Below are 15,788 nucleotides of genomic sequence, written 5' to 3' on the forward strand. Positions count from 1 at the left end.
GCTGGCAAAAAAGCAATCTGACGCTAAGGCGAGATATTCATGGTGACAATATGAGCGTTGACTTTAAGGCTCCTCAGATAAAACAAAAAATAAAAGGGTTGGATGGATTGAGGGGGTTGTCCGTTCTGCTGGTCATTTTTTCCCATGCGGAAATTTGGCCAAAGATCGGCCTGGAAAATTCCCGGGTTTTGGCGGTTCTAAGCGCCCATGTAGGCGTTAGCGTCTTTTTTGCGCTATCGGGGTTTTTGATCACGCTGTTGCTGTTGCAAGAGCGTAGTTCGACAGGCAGTGTTAGCCTTAGGAATTTTTTTTTCCGGCGCACCCTGAGAATATTCCCACTGTACTATTTGTCGCTAATTATACTTTGCCTAATTGATTTTCTCGCTTACGCGAACATCCCAAACTGCGCCTTCCTATACGCGTTTACATACACGCAAAATTTTGCCCCGCCAACGTGTTCGTTTTCATCTATGTCACATTTTTGGTCTCTGGCGGTCGAGGAGCATTTTTATCTTATTTGGCCCACTGTCTTCTTGCTTGGTACTAGGGTTGCATTTGGGTTTTCTGGATTGTTTGCAATCGCATGTTTGACTGTTGGTCCAATAGTGACCGGTGCGATGACGGGTGTTGACGTATGGCGATGGACCTTTCCAGCAGCGGCGCCAATTGCGTTTGGTTGTGTCGCGGCAATTGTTGTCGAAAATCCAGTGGCTGCTCGCTTATTCTTAAATGAAAAAGTGGCTTCCTCGGCTTTGTTGTTTTCACTTGTCGGTTTGTTATCCCCTGCTTTCCTTACAACTGATACCTTATGGCTGGTATCAATTTCCGTATTGATCGTTTTTGTGTATTACAAACAAAATTCGCTGTTTGTGAATTTTCTAGAGTTCAGGCCGCTTGCCTACCTTGGTCTAATAAGTTATGGGTTGTATGTATGGCAGGGTGTTTTTACTGGTAACGGTTCTTACCGAGTTGGAGAAAGCTTTCCGCCGGGACTGGATTTGGGTGTTTGGCTGACCTTTCTTGTCGCGCCCATCAGTTATGTTTTCTTCGAGCAGCCTATTTTGAAGCTAAAGCGACAATATTCTTGGCGGCAACATGAGGGCTGACTCTGGGGTATCTTGCGAAGCTGTCGTGTCGGATTTGGATCCTTGCGTTCTCACAGCTAAGTCAATGACAGTTGCGGGTGGCGAGCGGCATGGTTACAGGCTGCAATTCAGTGCGTTCTATGGCCTGTTATGTCGTTTTCTTGTTTTTTCCGTTCTTGCCAAGGTTAGTATCGACTATTTTATGTTTTCGGTTTCGCCGAATTTTGGTAGTTATGGGGTTGATTTAAACGGCACATTTTTTTCAGCAGAATATTGGATTTCATGGTTTGTATTCGTGTTCTCAGCAATTCCTCTAATTTTGTATTCTGCGAGCGAAAGGAACCCGTTCGATGCAGCCGTGGTTCTTGTTTACTTCGCCACACTGCTTCCGACTGCCTCACTTTACTGGATTCGCGGGGCCGGCCTAGAATACCTCCTATATTGTGTCGCCTTCTGGACAGGCTTGGCTATTTTGTTGGTTGCAATGCCGAAGTGGGGACAAAAGCCCGCGGAAGTACCTCCGCTCTCTCTCCCCAGGGACACTCTGGCGTGGGTCTTTGCCTTTATCCTTTTTTGGATGTTTTTGTTCTTTCTCAGTCTCGTTCCAGGTGCGTTGGAATACGGCTTGGGATTCGATACAGTATACGAACGCCGAAAGATATTCGGGGTTGCACTTGGCGGTGGTGTGCTGGTGTATCTCGTCAGTTGGTCAGCCTATGTATTGGTTGTCTATCTGATTTTTGCCGGCAGAAATATATATTTTAGATTCTTCGCGTTATTCTATATTGTTTTGCTTTTCTTTGTCTCCGGGGATAAAATCTATCTCTTTTTTTTGCTGATGGTTGCGTTTATTGGCGTTGTCTCGCGAAGCGGGCGTGTTTGGTTGATTCCTGCCGGGATAGGTTTGGCCAGTTTTCTTGGGAGCGTGCTCTATCGCGTTGGTGACGTGTGGGTTGCTTCGATTGTCCATCGCTTCATTGTGATGAATGCGGATATTGCTTTTAAATCAGCCGAGTTTTTTCAAGACTCTCCCCAGTATTATTCCTATAGTTTTATGTCCCCATTTATTCCGTATAACTATTCAGACATTCCATCGCGCCTGATAGGCTCGGCATTTTTTGTCGGGGGCGATAATGCGACGGCAGGGTTTCTTGCCGATGCCTATGTTAATCTCGGGCTGCTTGGATTGTTTCCGCTGCTGGCTTTTTTTGTGGGACTGCGTTTGTTGTTAATTAATTCCGGCGGTTTGCTATTGATCGTTCCCCTGTTCGTCCAGATTATCGATACGCCGTTGCCAACGGCGTTGCTTACCGGGGGGGGGGGGCTCATGCTGATCAATGTCTATCTCGTAACGCGTAGAAGCAAGAGGTATCGTATTGACTAAAGTCTGTCATTTCAGTTCGGTGCACAGAGCCGATGACGTCAGGGTGTTCCACAAGGAATGCACTTCCTTGGCTGAAGCAGGATTCAAGATTACGCTAATCGCGTGTAAAGGGAGGGTTTCTGGTCCTTGCGAGGTTCAGGTCGTTACGCTTCCGGAAATGGGCTCACGCATCAGGCGAATGTTGGTCCGCTCCTACCTTGCGTATCGATCGGCTCGCAATATCTTGGCAGATGTCTACCATTTCCACGATCCAGAACTGTTGCCTTATGGCCTGTTGCTGAAAGTGAGAACGGGCGCGCGGGTGGTTTACGATTCTCATGAGTGCTACCCGGAGGACATTAGAACCAAGGAGTGGCTGCCGGTTTGGCTTCGCGGAGCAGTTTCCTGGGCATTCAAGCTGCTGGAGGATTTCGTGAGCCGTCGGTTGGATCTCGTGGTGGCTGCAACGCCTCATATAGAAGAGCGCTTTAAGGGCATTGCTCGGAGCACGCTTACGATCAACAATTATCCTCGACTCAAGGAGTTCGACGGGGCTGCTGGGGATCTTTTTGGCGTGCGGGATGGTGTGTGTTATGTTGGATCTATCAGCATTGTTCGCGGGTTTATGCCGTTTCTTGATTCTCTGGACAAGGTTCCCCAGGATGTTGCTGCCTATGTCGCCGGACCATTTTCTGGCCCTGAGGTCGAGCGTCTGGCCAGGCAACACCGTAACTGGAGCCGCGTGACGTATTTTGGGACGGTCGCGAGAGATGAGGTAGCGAAGATATACAATCGGTCGTTTGCGGGCATTGTTAACTTCCTGCCCGCGCCCAACCATTTATTTTCTCAACCGAACAAACTTTTTGAGTACATGGCTGCAGGGATTCCCGTAATCTGCTCAAACTTCGATCTCTGGAGGGACATTGTCGATGTTGGTGGCTGCGGGATATGTGTAGACCCGGCGTCTGCTGACGAAATTGCAGAGGCAATAAATCGCCTTCTTTTTGACGTGGGTTTGCGAGAAAAAATGGCTTTTCAGGGCAGAACGGCAATTACGACAAAATTTTCGTGGGAGTTCGAAGCGGAAAAGCTTGTTGATGCTTATCGGGCTCTGTGTGAGCAGGCCTGAGGCTTAATTTGTCTGATATTTGTGGGGCTGCGATGAGTGGGTATTTTAAGCATTGGTCGGCTGATGTGGCGGCTTGCGAGATCGGCGATGGGTCCAGAATCTGGCAGTTCGTAGTGATTCTTTCGGGTGCTCGCCTGGGAAAATATTGCAATATCTGCGCCCATGTTCTGATTGAGGGCGATGTTGTGATAGGCGATCGGGTGACCGTCAAGTCTGGGGTTCAATTGTGGAACGGGCTCCGGGTGGGGAGCGATGTCTTCATTGGCCCGAATGCAACTTTTACAAATGACCGATTTCCGCGAAGCGGAGTTTATCCGGCTATTTTTTCACAAACGGTAATCGAGGAAGGTGCCTCCATTGGGGCTGGCGCTGTCGTTCTGCCAGGGCTCAGGATAGGGCGGCGAGCACTGGTGGCTGCGGGTTCCGTCGTCACGCGTGATGTTGCGCCTCTTAGCCTAGTGCGTGGAAATCCTGCGCGGCATGTTCGTTTTTTCAATGAGGAGGGGCAGAATGGATGTGAATAAATGCAGGGTCATTGAGTTACCAAAAATTGCAGATCCGCGCGGCAATCTAACATTCATTGAGGCAAACGATCATATCCCGTTTGATATCCAGCGTGTATATTACCTCTACGATGTGCCGGGTGGCGCAGAGCGCGGGGGGCATGCGCACCAAGCGCTTCACCAGTTGATCATTGCCATGTCAGGAAGTTTTGATGTGGTGCTGGACGATGGGGAGCAGAAGCGCCGTGTCCATTTGGCTAGATCGTATTACGGGTTGTATGTGTGCCCGATGATCTGGAGAGAATTGGATAATTTTTCGTCTGGATCGGTGTGTATGGTTCTCGCCTCGAATAAGTACGATGAGGCTGATTATTTCCGCAACTACAACGATTTTATGGCAGCAAGGTTGGACAAATGAACGTTCCGTTTCTTGATCTAGGGGCATCCTATCGCGAGATACAGGAGGAAGTTGAGGAGGCAGTGCTTCGTTCCCTACGTTCCGGATGGTACATAGGCGGAGAAGATGTCGAGTCGTTCGAGCATGATTTCGCTGCTTTCACGGAAGCGCGGTTCTGCGTTGGTGTGGCCAACGGCCTTGAGGCCTTGCATCTGGCGTTGCGCGCGCTTGGGATTGGGCCAGGGGACGAGGTAATTGTTCCGTCAAATACGTTCATTGCGACATGGTTGGCTGTCAGCCAATGTGGCGCCGTTCCCGTTCCCGTGGAGCCGAATACGGAAACCTTCAACCTGAATATTGCGCAGATTGAATCGGCAATTACCTCCCGCACGAAGGCCATCATTCCTGTCCATCTATACGGTCAGCCAGCCGATATCGATGGCGTGCTTGAGGTTGCGCGGCAGTACGGACTTCGTGTGCTCGAGGATGCGGCACAAGCGCAGGGGGCACGTTACAAAGGTCGAGCGGTCGGGGGGCATGGCGATGTAGTAGCCTGGAGCTTCTATCCAGGGAAGAATCTCGGGGCGCTTGGTGATGCGGGAGCGATCACCACGAATGACGAGGTCTTGGCTGACCGCGTCCGGGTATTGCGGAACTACGGGTCACGCAAGCGCTACATCAACGAGGTTCGCGGTTTTAACAGTCGCCTGGATCCTGTTCAGGCGGCGGTGTTGCGCGTAAAACTTCGTCATCTTCCGGAATGGAACGTCAGAAGAAGTACGATCGCCGAGCGCTACAGTTCGGAACTTGCCGGAATAGGTCTGATCTTGCCGCGAGTGGAGCCTTTTGCGAAACCCGCATGGCATTTGTATTGCGTTCGTCACCCTTTGAGAGATACCCTGCGTACGCATCTGTCGAATGCGGGCGTCGAAACCTTGATTCATTATCCGGTCCCGCCACACCTTCAGGGTGCTTACTCGGAGCTTGGGTTCCCGGTAGGAGCTTTCCCAGTTGCTGAATCAATGGCAGATTCCCTGATTAGTCTGCCAATTGGCCCTGCCCTTTCCCGGGAACAGGTGAATTACGTAATTTCCGCGATAAAGGATAGCCTGTCGCCATTTCATAAAGAGAGCCAGGCAGTCGCAGGCCTTGGGTAGGACAGTCGGTTCCCTTCGGCTTATTTGCATATTCTGGCTTTCCCGCATGCACCAAAGTAAGGAATTTCTTCGCAATGGGTGACGAACTTGTACAGTTGCTCCCTAGGGTTTCCGTAATTGTCCCTAGCTTCAATCATAAGAACTATGTGGAGGAGGCCGTAAACAGTGTGCTGAGCCAAGTGCAGGATACGTTTAAGCTGGAACTGCTGGTCGTCGATGATGGGTCGTCGGATGGAAGTGTCGATGTCCTCAAGGCGTTGCATTCGCGCGCGGGGGAGAGCTTTCAATTGATCCTGAAGGGAAATGAGGGGTTGTGCCAGACTCTCAACAGAGTAATCCGAGATTGCTCGTCAGGGACTTATATTGCTGTCCTTGCTTCGGACGATTTGTGGCATCCTGAAAAACTGACCAAGCAACTAGAATGCATGCGATCTAACCCGGCGGCGCGACTTTGCTACAGTAACGCGGAAGTCTTTGGATTTGATACGATGAGCGGGCGTCGGAAATCGGGTAAGGCGCAGCGATATCAGTTTTCTGGTCGAGTTAACAATCTGTTGCCTCTAAATAACTTCGTTCCGGCGGGAAGTGTAATGTTTTCTAGGGACTTGTTTGATGAGATTGAGGGATTCGATCAGAGCGGTCTCCGTTTGGAGGATTGGGATTTTCTTATTCGAGCATCGGTGCGCACGCCATTTTGTCTTGTGAAAGAGTGTTTGCTTTTTTATAGGCAGCATGATGAAAGCGCGATTTCGAGGATGCGTCGGAGCGGAACTCTTTTCTCTGAGAAGATGAAGGTTTTGAGGAAGAATTGTAAACTACTGAACCCGCTGGTTTTGGCCGCTTCGGTTTTTATCAATTTCGCCTTGGACAAGCTGATTCGGCCCGTGCTGAGCCGAGTTGCGGTCGATAGATTTTGAATGATTATCCTATGATACTGATAACTGGTGTGACAGGTTTTGTTGGCGGAGCGCTATGCTCCGCTTTAGAGGGACGCTTTGAGCTGAGGGGGGCGTTAAGAGCTAAAAAGTCTTGGCATGGTGGTTCGTCAATTGACCTGCGAGAGCAACAGTTGACACCAGACGAAGACTGGTCCGCGGCACTGCAGGGAGTTGATACGGTTATTCATTGTGCGGCCCGCGTCCATCTGCTCCGCGAGCAATCGACAAACCCGTCTGCGGATTTCCACTACGTCAATGTTGGCGGTACTCTCAATCTTGCCCGACAGGCATTGCATTCGGGTGTGCGCCGTTTCATTTTCTTGAGTTCAATAGGGGTAAACGGTGGGGAGACCGATCTGAACCCTATAAATGATAAATCGGATGCCTGCCCTCATTCTCCATATGCAATTTCGAAGCACCGAGCAGAACTTGCCTTGTTTTCTCTTGCGAACAAATCGGCGATGGAGGTCGTGGTTATCCGTCCTCCGCTGGTCTATGGGCCAAATGCGCCAGGAAATTTCGCTACGTTAATGAATTGGTTATGGTCGGGGTTTCCGTTACCCTTCGGGATGGTCACCAATAATCGGCGGAGTTTTGTCTGCATTGATAACCTGGTCTCCCTGATAGAGATTTGCCTAGATCATCCTGCTGCTGCAAATCAAACGTTCTTGGTTTCCGACGATGAGGACCTGTCGACCGCAGCGCTGCTGCGACGGCTGACAACCGCGCTGGGACGGCCAGTGCGGCTGATCCCAGTGCCGGTCGGGTTGATTACGCTGGGGGCAAAGATGATAGGGCGACCGGGCATTGCCCAGCGCTTGTGCGGCTCGTTGCAGGTGGATATCGGCAAGACCAAGGAACTGCTGGGCTGGTCGCCGCTGGTGAGCGTGGATGAGGGTTTGCGGCGAGCAGCGGAACACTGGCTGAAGTCTTGCGGTAAGCGCCAGCGTGTTTCGGGGTGAGGTCGTTGTTCAGGCAGGCGAAGCTTGATGCCCGGTGTTTGGTCTTGTGTAGCTTGTTCATGAAACGAGTGCTTGATCTGACTCTTGACTCGTGTGCGGCAGTTTTTTTGGCCGTGCGGATCTTCATCGCGGCAACTCTGGTTCGGCTGAAGTCGTCGGGCCCGGCGCGTTATTGGTCTGACCGGGTGGGCAAGGGAGCCACTGATTTGGTTTCGGATATCGAGATGGGACAATGCGCTATTCCTGTTGCCAGAGTTCGCGCGATGAAGAAAACCAGTTTTTCCCAGGTGGAGTTTGAGCGGAAGAAGCGACTGACCAGACGCGAGTTGTTTCTTGCTGAGATGGAAAAGATCATGCCATGGTCGGAATTGTTGTCGGTGGTTGAGCCCCTCTACCCGAAGGGAGCACGAGGCCGGTCGCCGATCGGACTGGAGCGGATGCTGCGGGTGTACTTCGTGCAGAAGTGGAACGGGCTGTGGCTTGAAGGCGTCGCGGACGCGATCGTCGATGGCCAGGCGCTGCGGGCCTTGGTCGGAATCGAGCTGCGCAGAGAAGCCGCCCCCAATCCGATAACGGTGCTGCGGTTCAGGCACCGGCTTGGACTCTGGCTCTCCATGTGCGGCGATCGTTTCTTCCTTCCCGGCGGGGTGGTGACGGCATGATGAGGAGGTTCCTGGACCTGCCGCGCTGGCACAAGCAGTTGATCGCTGTCCTTACAGATTATGTGCTGCTGCTCCTGGCCTTTTGGTCGGCGCTCGCACTGCGTTTCGACACATTCATGCCGGAACCAGAAGTCTACCAGTGGCAGATGATTGTCGCGCCGCTGCTTGCGATCCCGATTTTCGTCCGGCTCGGGCTTTACCGTGCGGTGATTCGCTTCATGGGAGACCGAGTCGTCTTCGTTGTTGCGGGCGGGGTGGTTCTTTCGGTACTCCTGCTGGCCGCACTGATTGCACTGACCCACAGCCCGGGCCTGTCACGTGGCGTGCTGCTCATCTATTGCCTGCTAGCGGTTGTCTACGTCGGGGCGACCCGCTTTTTCGCCCGCAGCTATTTCCGACATGGTGGCTGGCGGCGAGACGAGCGGATACGGATCGCGATCTACGGTGCAGGCAGTGCGGGAACCCAGTTGGCGTATGCCCTGCGTGCGGGGAAGGAATACTGGCCGGTGCTCTTCGTCGACGACAACCCGCTCATTCAGAAGACCGAGGTGGCCGGCTTGCGGGTTCATTCGCCCGAGGACTTGGACAGCGTCCTGAAAGCGCGGCAGATCGACGAACTGCTGCTGGTCATTCCATCGGCCAGTCGAGCCCACCGACTGCGGATCATTGACCGGTTGGAAGGGCTCCAGTGCAAGGTGAAAATCGTGCCGGGCATGGCGGCGGTGCTGAGTGGTCATGCCACGGTCGACGCCATCCGCGAGGTGGAGATCGAAGACCTTCTTGGCCGCGACTCGGTTGTGCCGCATCCCGCGTTGCTCGGACGGTGCGTTACGGGCAAGGTTGTGCTGGTTTCTGGCGCGGGTGGATCGATTGGCTCTGAACTTTGTCGCCAGATTGTACGCTTGCGGCCCGCCCGCCTGGTCCTGATGGAACTCTCCGAGTTCGCCCTGTACGCTATTGAGCAGGAGCTGGATGGCTTGTGTCGAAGCCTGGGGGTAAGCATCGGACTTGTGCCGGTCATGGGCTCGGTCACTCAGCAGCATCGCAACGAAATGGTGATGACCGGTTTTGGAGTGCAAACCGTCTATCACGCCGCGGCCTTCAAGCACGTACCGCTGGTGGAGCACAATCCGATTGAGGGCTTGCGGAATAATGCCGTGGGCACGCGGCGAATGGCGGAGGCGGCACTTGCCGCCGGGGTCGAGACCTTCGTACTGATTTCAACCGACAAGGCCGTGCGGCCGACCAACGTGATGGGGGCAAGCAAGCGCCTGTCCGAGTTGATCCTCCAGGCTCTGGCCAACTGCGGCGGCCGCACACGGTTTTGCATGGTCCGCTTTGGTAATGTCCTGGGTTCATCTGGATCGGTCGTGCCGCTCTTCCGCAAGCAGATTGCAGCAGGTGGGCCGATAACGCTGACCCATGCCGATATGACCCGCTATTTCATGACGATTCCCGAGGCAGCACAACTGGTGATTCAGGCGGGGTCGATGGGCGAAGGCGGCGAGGTTTATGTGCTGGATATGGGAAAGCCGGTTAGAATCATGGACCTCGCACGGCGCATGGTCCATTTGAGTGGGCTTGAGCTTAGGGATGAGCAGCATCCGGATGGCGATATTGAGATCGAGATTGTCGGTCTCCGCCCTGGAGAAAAGCTTTTTGAAGAATTGTTGATCGGGGAGAATGTCGCCGGAACCTCGCATCCGCTGATCATGCGGGCGAATGAGCATCAGCTTCCGTGGACGAAGCTGGTTGAGATGCTGGGGCAGATGGACGAAGCGAGCCGGGCATTCGACTACGAGCGAGTGCTGCTTTTGCTTGCGTTGCTGGTGCAGGAATACACACCGGCGCGGCACGGCGATGACGAATTGTGGTGGCGTATGGTGGCAAAGCCAGTCCCTGGAGACTTGGCGGTGCCCTGAGTGCTATGAAAGGTTGGCGTGATGAACGAAGATGAATTGGTCCAGGAGAAAGTAATCACTCTCTGGGACCTTTGGGGCAAGCTGCGCGCCGGCTGGCGGTATGTGGCGGGAGGCACTGCGCTGGGCTTGCTTGCTGCCGGCCTCGCGATCGGCGTAATGGCGCCCAAATACATTGCTGTGGCTCTGGTGCAGGTCGGGCAGGTCGGGCAGGTCGGGCAGGTCGGGGAGAGCTCCAGCGTGCCTGCAGAACCCGTGACTCAGGCGATTGAGCGCTTGAAAACGCGGGCCTTTCAAATGAATGTAGCGCAGCACTTGGGTCTGCAGAATTGGCTTGACGAGCTTTTGGGCCCTGTCGGTGCGACAAGTGCTTTCATGACAGTGCAGGTTGACAAGACCACAGCGGCAGCTCCAATGCCACTTATCGAGCTGAAGGTAACGGCTAGCAGCGCCGAAAGTGCGCGCAAGGTTGTCGACGCGGTCCTTGTCGGTCTGGCGAAAAAGCACGCCGAGATTCTGGAGCCTACTGTCAACCGACTGAAAGATGATCTGGCCCTCGCCAAGGAGCGGCGGCAGCAAGCAGAGACCGATCTGGCTACCCTGGAAAAGATTGCGGACGCCGCCGCGATCAGGGATGATCGGTTTACCCAGCTGGCTCTTATGACATCGCTGAGCCTGCAAAAGCGATTGGAGCTGTTCCAGCAGCGTCAGTTGATTGCCCAGCTTGATACCGCACTTGCTTTTCCGGCAACTCAGCAAGTTCGCTTACTTGATGGGGCCTTCGTTTCGGACAAACCCGTTTCGCCAAAGAAGGGCTTGCTGTTCGCCTTGGGCTTCGGCGGCGGCTTGCTGGTGGGCGTCGCGGCGGCATTTGTGGCCGACAGCTGGCGGCGACGGCGGTAACAAAGCAGTCGCCGTTTAGGCTTTTTCCCGGAGCGGGATGGAGCACTAAGCCAGCTACGGTACCCGAAGGGCAGCGACCGTGACAAGCGAGCGACGCCTCGACTTGCGATCCATCGCATCGCGATGTTTCTTCGCCAAGTCCGTCTGCGGCTTACCCGTTTGCTAGAATACCGCTTTTGCCCCGCCTGCGCCCCCGCCCAATGAGCCGTCAGATCCTCGTCACTTCCGCCCTGCCGTATGCCAACGGCGCGATTCACCTCGGTCATCTGGTCGAGTACATCCAGACCGACATCTGGGTACGCTTCCAGAAGATGCGCGGCCATGAGTGCTGGTACGTATGTGCCGACGACACCCATGGCACGCCGATCATGTTGCGCGCCGAGGGCGAGGGGATCACGCCGGAGGCGTTGATCGAACGCGTGCATGGTGAACACACGCGCGACTTCGCGGGCTTTTACGTCGGTTTCGATAACTACTACACGACCCATTCCGAAGAGACGCGTTCCTGCGCCAACGAACTGTACGCACGGCTGCGCGCCGCCAATCTGATCGAAACGCGAGTCATCGAGCAGTATTACGATCCGCTCAAGCAGATGTTTCTTCCCGATCGCTACATCAAGGGTGAATGCCCGAAGTGCGGCGCGCCCGACCAGTACGGTGACAACTGCGAAAGCTGCGGGGCAGCCTACACCGCGAACGAGCTGAAAAACCCCTATTCCGCGGTCTCCGGCGCCAAGCCCGAGCTCAGGCCGTCGGAGCACTATTTCTTCAAGCTTTCCGATCCTCGCTGTCAGGGCTTTCTGCGCCGCTGGACGCAGGGCGAAGGGCGCTTGCAGAGCGAGGCGGCCAACAAGTTGCAGGAGTGGCTGGGCGAGGTCGGCGAGAACAAGCTGACCGATTGGGACATCTCGCGCGAGGCACCGTACTTCGGTTTCGAGATTCCCGATGCGCCAGGCAAGTACTTCTACGTCTGGCTCGACGCACCGATTGGCTACATGGGCGCCTTCAAGAATCTCTGCGCTCGCGAGGGGCTCGACTTTGCTGCCTACTGGGGACCCGAGTCGACCGCCGAGCTCTATCACTTCATCGGCAAGGATATCCTCTACTTCCATGCCTTGTTCTGGCCGGCCGAGCTGCAGCATGCCGGCTACCGGACGCCGACCAAGGTTTTCGCGCACGGTTTCCTGACCGTCGATGGCGCCAAGATGTCGAAGTCGCGCGGCACTTTCATCACCGCCGAGAGCTATCTGGCGCAGGGCCTCAACCCGGAGTGGCTGCGCTACTACTACGCCGCCAAGCTGTCGAGCTCGATGGAAGACATCGACCTCAATCTCGACGACTTCATCGCGCGCGTCAACTCCGACCTGGTCGGCAAGTTCGTCAACATCGCCAGCCGCGCGGCGGGCTTCATCGTCAAGCGTTTCGCTGGTCAGCTCTGCCCGTGCGATGAATCACTGCCCGCCATCGAGGCCATCCGCAGTCGCCGTAGTGTGATTGCCGATCATTACGAGGCGCGCGAATTCAGCAAGGCAATTCGTGAAATCATGGCCCTCACCGACACCGCCAATCAGTACGTCGACAGCGTCAAGCCGTGGGAGCTGGCCCGCCAGGAAGGTCGCGAGAATGAACTGCAGGCAGCGTGCAGCAATGCCCTCAACCTCTTCCGTCTGCTCGCCATTCTGCTCAAGCCGGTGTTGCCCGCGCTTGCTGCCAAGGTCGAAGCTTTTCTCAACGTCGCCCCTTTCGTCTGGGACGACGGCGACAGCGTGCTTGCCGCCGGGCACGCGATCAATCCCTATCAGCACCTGCTGACACGAGTCGAGAAGAAGCAGGTCGATGCGCTGGTCGAAGCCAACCGCGACTCGCTGGCCGCCGCGCCCCAGCCGGCGCCGCAAAAACATGCCGAGCAGCAGGAGAAAGCCGCCGCCGTGGCCGTTGCCCAGGCGGCCGTCGGGCCAGAAGCAGGACCGCACATAGGCATGGACCAGTTCCTCAACGTCGATCTGCGTATTGCGCGCATCGTCGAGGCCTCGCATGTCGAAGGCGCCGACAAACTCGTTCGCCTCGTTCTCGATATCGGCGCGCTCGGTACGCGGCAGGTTTTCGCCGGCATCAAGGCCGCTTACGAGCCGTCGGCGCTGGTCGGGCGTATGACGGTGATGGTCGCCAATCTGGCGCCACGCAAGATGAAGTTCGGCCTCTCCGAAGGTATGGTCCTCGCCGCGTCCGATGCGGATGGCCAGCCCCCTGGCATCTTCCTGCTTTCGCCCGACGCCGGTGCGCAAGCCGGCATGCGCGTCAAGTAGGCCACGATGTCCGGTCGTCAGCGTCCGCGCGTCACCCTGCGCGTGCTTTTCTTCGCGCTGCTCGACGCCGCCGGGATTGTCGTTCTAGCGAGCGGCGCAATGTGGCTGGCCAGAGGCCAGACGCTGTTCATCCCCGACTTCCCAACCAGTACGCCGGCCGCGCTGCTGACCGTCGTCGCCGGCGTCGCCCTGATGCTCTGGGCTACCGCGCAAATGCTCGGTGAGCTGGCCAAACCGCCGGAGGGAAGCGGCGCTGACAAGTCTTGATGTCTCGGCTGGCAAACATGCGGCCTGAGTGAATCGCGATGTCGCGGTCTTCGGCCTTGAATTGTCACCTTACCCGTCGATGAGATTGCAGTTCGAATGACTCCGCAAAGTCAGAAAACTCCCAGCAGATATCGCCCTGACATCGATGGCTTACGGGCCATCGCCATCATTGCCGTGGTTTTCTATCACGCAGGTTTCCCCGGCTTTCCCGGCGGCTTCGTTGGCGTTGACGTCTTTTTCGTCATTTCAGGCTTTCTGATCACTGCCCTGCTGTTCAACGAGGCCGCCGCTACCGGCCGCCTCAGCTTGAGCGCCTTCTATGCGCGGCGCGTCCGCCGTTTGCTGCCCGCTGCTCTGATCGTGGTCGCGGTGAGCTTGTTGCTTGGCGCCTTCGTGATGCCTCCAGCATCGGATGAGCAGCGTTCCCTGGCTCGTTCGGCGATGGCTGTGGCTTTTTTCGCGTCAAATTTCTTTTTCTTCACCACGACGGGAGGCTATTTCGACGCGCCGTCGTTCACCATGCCCTTGCTGCATACGTGGTCGCTGGCAGTAGAGGAGCAGTATTACCTGATCTGGCCTCTTCTGATGCTGCTGGTTTTCCGCTTTTTCCGAGGAACGGCCACAGAATCGACGATGCGCGCACGTGTCGTTTGGGCTCTGGGCGTGATGTCTCTGATATCGCTTGCCGTGTCCATCGGGATGACGCCGGAGCAGCAGAGCTTTTCCTTTTACCTCCTGCCAGCCCGCGTTTGGGAGTTCGCCATCGGTGGCGTCGTCGGACTGGCGGGAAGTGCCTTGTGTGCGCGCCTGAGGTCGTGGGGGGAAGGGTTTGCAGTGCTCGGCCTGGTGCTGATTGTCTACTCCGTCGTGATGTTCAACGACGGCACGCCGTTTCCGGGGTCGGCGGCCATTTTTCCGGTATGCGGTACGGCCTTGCTGATTATCGGCATGACTGCGAATGAACATGGCATCGTACGCCGCGTGTTGGCTTCCCGGCCATTGGTGTTCATTGGCCTGTTGTCGTACTCGTGGTATCTGTGGCACTGGCCACTGTTGTCTTTTTATAGAATCTACAGCCTGGGTGCCAGGAGTCTGGCCGCAAATGCGTTGGCGATAACAGCCGCCCTGGTGCTCGCCTGGCTTACCTACGTGTGGATCGAGCGTCCGGCCCGGATGTATCGGAGAGGGCCTTTTCGCAGCATCCGTGCGACCTTGTTTACTGGCGGCGCAATTTGTCTGCTGACGCTCTCGCTATCCGCTGGACTATGGGCGTGGCGTCATCATCAGCAGTCCGCTGACGCGTATCAGTGGATCAAGACCGCGCGCGCTGATCGTCCTTCTTTCGTGGCAGCATGTTCGCAGCCTGAGCGTCCGCCAGTAGCCGATCTGCCGCTGGACGAGTGCACTTACGGCCCGCATAAGCAGCAGCCGAAGCTCCTCTTGTGGGGCGATTCGCACGCGCATCACTTCTTACCGATGCTGACCGCGGCGTTTCCGGATGTTGCCGTGTATGAACTCACGATGCCCAGGTGTGTGCCGCTGTTCGGTCCTGAATCCGAGAAGTTGACCCCGTTCAAGTCCTGCAATGAGTTCAATCAGCGTGCTCTTCAGGAAATTCTGGCATTGCGGGAAATCGGGCTTGAAGGGGTGGTTATTTCTGCGCGATGGCCCCTCCACTTTGGTCATCGGAGTTTCGCCACCATCGATCAACAGAGGGGCGCCCTGGAACTCGATTCGGAAAGACTTGCGCAGCTACGTGCCCAAATGCAGACCAGTCTGGAGAGGACTCTCGGTACGCTTGAGAGTATCGGCCTGCGCGTCCTGGTGATCGCGCCGACTCCACAGCTAGTCTATTCCGCGCCGCAATGCCTGGCTTTAAGAGGAGAAGCGGACTGCCATGCGCCGCGTGCACTCAACGACGAACTGTTGGACGATACGAGGATGGCATTGGCCGAGGTCGTGGCTCGGCATCGTGACGTACGCTTGATCCAACTGATGGATTTCTTCTGTGACGCACAGACCTGTTATGCCTCGCGCGATGGAAAAGTCCTCTACCATGATGCCGACCACCTTACAAAAGCGGCAGCCACGGATCTCGGACGCTATCTAGCCGCCGATCTCGCTTGGGTGCGTGGTGCGCCAACCGCGCCAGCGCCCAGTGAAACTCTTAGTGGGCCGTCGGCAAGCGGCGACTGAT

At 55.8% G+C, this 15,788-nt stretch carries 14 protein-coding genes; all 14 read left to right on the forward strand.

The window, feature by feature from the left end:
• Positions 1 to 50: 50 nt before the first annotated feature.
• The 14 genes from QZ648_RS20165 to QZ648_RS20230 all read left to right on the forward strand — a co-directional run bounded on the left by QZ648_RS20165 (position 51) and on the right by QZ648_RS20230 (position 15,787).
• A complete protein-coding gene (locus tag QZ648_RS20165; protein ID WP_291998109.1) occupies positions 51 to 1,106 on the forward strand; it encodes an acyltransferase in 1,056 nt (351 codons plus the stop codon).
• A gap of 64 nt (positions 1,107 to 1,170) precedes the next feature.
• Positions 1,171 to 2,469 carry a hypothetical protein gene (locus QZ648_RS20170; protein WP_291998110.1) on the forward strand — a complete coding sequence of 433 codons (1,299 nt, stop codon included), beginning with the start codon at positions 1,171 to 1,173 and terminating at the stop codon, positions 2,467 to 2,469.
• 43 nt (positions 2,470 to 2,512) lie between these two features.
• Entirely contained in the window at positions 2,513 to 3,577 is a 1,065-nt protein-coding gene (locus QZ648_RS20175) for a glycosyltransferase family 4 protein (RefSeq protein WP_291998111.1), read from the forward strand.
• Between the two features lie 32 nt (positions 3,578 to 3,609).
• On the forward strand, positions 3,610 to 4,101 hold the full coding sequence (locus tag QZ648_RS20180; protein WP_291998112.1) for an acyltransferase: 492 nt from the start codon (positions 3,610 to 3,612) through the stop codon (positions 4,099 to 4,101).
• Positions 4,088 to 4,498, forward strand: coding sequence for an FdtA/QdtA family cupin domain-containing protein (locus tag QZ648_RS20185; protein WP_291998113.1), 411 nt, complete (start codon positions 4,088 to 4,090; stop codon positions 4,496 to 4,498). Before QZ648_RS20180 ends, QZ648_RS20185 begins: the two co-directional genes overlap by 14 nt.
• Entirely contained in the window at positions 4,495 to 5,634 is a 1,140-nt protein-coding gene (locus QZ648_RS20190) for a DegT/DnrJ/EryC1/StrS family aminotransferase (RefSeq protein ID WP_291998114.1), read from the forward strand. The genes QZ648_RS20185 and QZ648_RS20190 overlap by 4 nt, the downstream gene beginning before the upstream one ends.
• Positions 5,635 to 5,708: 74 nt before the next feature.
• Positions 5,709 to 6,551, forward strand: coding sequence for a glycosyltransferase family A protein (locus QZ648_RS20195; protein WP_291998115.1), 843 nt, complete (start codon positions 5,709 to 5,711; stop codon positions 6,549 to 6,551).
• Positions 6,548 to 7,534 carry an SDR family oxidoreductase gene (locus tag QZ648_RS20200; RefSeq protein WP_366144208.1) on the forward strand — a complete coding sequence of 329 codons (987 nt, stop codon included), beginning with the start codon at positions 6,548 to 6,550 and terminating at the stop codon, positions 7,532 to 7,534. Before QZ648_RS20195 ends, QZ648_RS20200 begins: the two co-directional genes overlap by 4 nt.
• 68 nt (positions 7,535 to 7,602) lie before the next feature.
• Positions 7,603 to 8,196, forward strand: a complete 594-nt coding sequence (locus QZ648_RS20205; RefSeq protein WP_291998116.1) for a transposase — start codon at positions 7,603 to 7,605, stop codon at positions 8,194 to 8,196.
• Positions 8,193 to 10,118: a nucleoside-diphosphate sugar epimerase/dehydratase gene (locus QZ648_RS20210; RefSeq protein WP_291998117.1), complete on the forward strand. Its 1,926-nt coding sequence runs from the start codon at positions 8,193 to 8,195 to the stop codon at positions 10,116 to 10,118. Before QZ648_RS20205 ends, QZ648_RS20210 begins: the two co-directional genes overlap by 4 nt.
• Positions 10,119 to 10,139: 21 nt before the next feature.
• A complete protein-coding gene (locus QZ648_RS20215; RefSeq protein ID WP_291998118.1) occupies positions 10,140 to 11,018 on the forward strand; it encodes a GNVR domain-containing protein in 879 nt (292 codons plus the stop codon).
• A gap of 200 nt (positions 11,019 to 11,218) precedes the next feature.
• Complete coding sequence (metG, locus tag QZ648_RS20220; RefSeq protein WP_291998119.1) at positions 11,219 to 13,324, forward strand: methionine--tRNA ligase; 2,106 nt, start codon at positions 11,219 to 11,221, stop codon at positions 13,322 to 13,324.
• A 6-nt stretch (positions 13,325 to 13,330) separates the two neighbouring features.
• Positions 13,331 to 13,591, forward strand: coding sequence for a hypothetical protein (locus QZ648_RS20225; protein WP_169065222.1), 261 nt, complete (start codon positions 13,331 to 13,333; stop codon positions 13,589 to 13,591).
• Between the two features lie 96 nt (positions 13,592 to 13,687).
• A complete protein-coding gene (locus tag QZ648_RS20230) occupies positions 13,688 to 15,787 on the forward strand; it encodes an acyltransferase family protein (RefSeq protein ID WP_169065223.1) in 2,100 nt (699 codons plus the stop codon).
• The last annotated feature ends 1 nt before the right edge of the window (position 15,788 follow it).

Origin of the sequence: Candidatus Accumulibacter sp. ACC012 (genome assembly GCF_907163155.1) — a bacterium.
In the GTDB taxonomy this organism is placed as follows: Bacteria; Pseudomonadota; Gammaproteobacteria; order Burkholderiales; family Rhodocyclaceae; genus Accumulibacter; species Accumulibacter delftensis.

Coding starts and splice junctions, on each gene's coding strand:
- metG (WP_291998119.1), top strand. CDS start 11,219: ATGAGCCGTCAGATCCTCGTCACTTCCGCCCTGCCGTATGCCAACGGC.
- QZ648_RS20170 (WP_291998110.1), top strand. CDS start 1,171: ATGACAGTTGCGGGTGGCGAGCGGCATGGTTACAGGCTGCAATTCAGT.
- QZ648_RS20195 (WP_291998115.1), top strand. CDS start 5,709: ATGGGTGACGAACTTGTACAGTTGCTCCCTAGGGTTTCCGTAATTGTC.
- QZ648_RS20180 (WP_291998112.1), top strand. CDS start 3,610: ATGAGTGGGTATTTTAAGCATTGGTCGGCTGATGTGGCGGCTTGCGAG.
- QZ648_RS20185 (WP_291998113.1), top strand. CDS start 4,088: ATGGATGTGAATAAATGCAGGGTCATTGAGTTACCAAAAATTGCAGAT.
- QZ648_RS20225 (WP_169065222.1), top strand. CDS start 13,331: ATGTCCGGTCGTCAGCGTCCGCGCGTCACCCTGCGCGTGCTTTTCTTC.
- QZ648_RS20230 (WP_169065223.1), top strand. CDS start 13,688: ATGACTCCGCAAAGTCAGAAAACTCCCAGCAGATATCGCCCTGACATC.
- QZ648_RS20215 (WP_291998118.1), top strand. CDS start 10,140: ATGAACGAAGATGAATTGGTCCAGGAGAAAGTAATCACTCTCTGGGAC.
- QZ648_RS20190 (WP_291998114.1), top strand. CDS start 4,495: ATGAACGTTCCGTTTCTTGATCTAGGGGCATCCTATCGCGAGATACAG.
- QZ648_RS20165 (WP_291998109.1), top strand. CDS start 51: ATGAGCGTTGACTTTAAGGCTCCTCAGATAAAACAAAAAATAAAAGGG.
- QZ648_RS20210 (WP_291998117.1), top strand. CDS start 8,193: ATGATGAGGAGGTTCCTGGACCTGCCGCGCTGGCACAAGCAGTTGATC.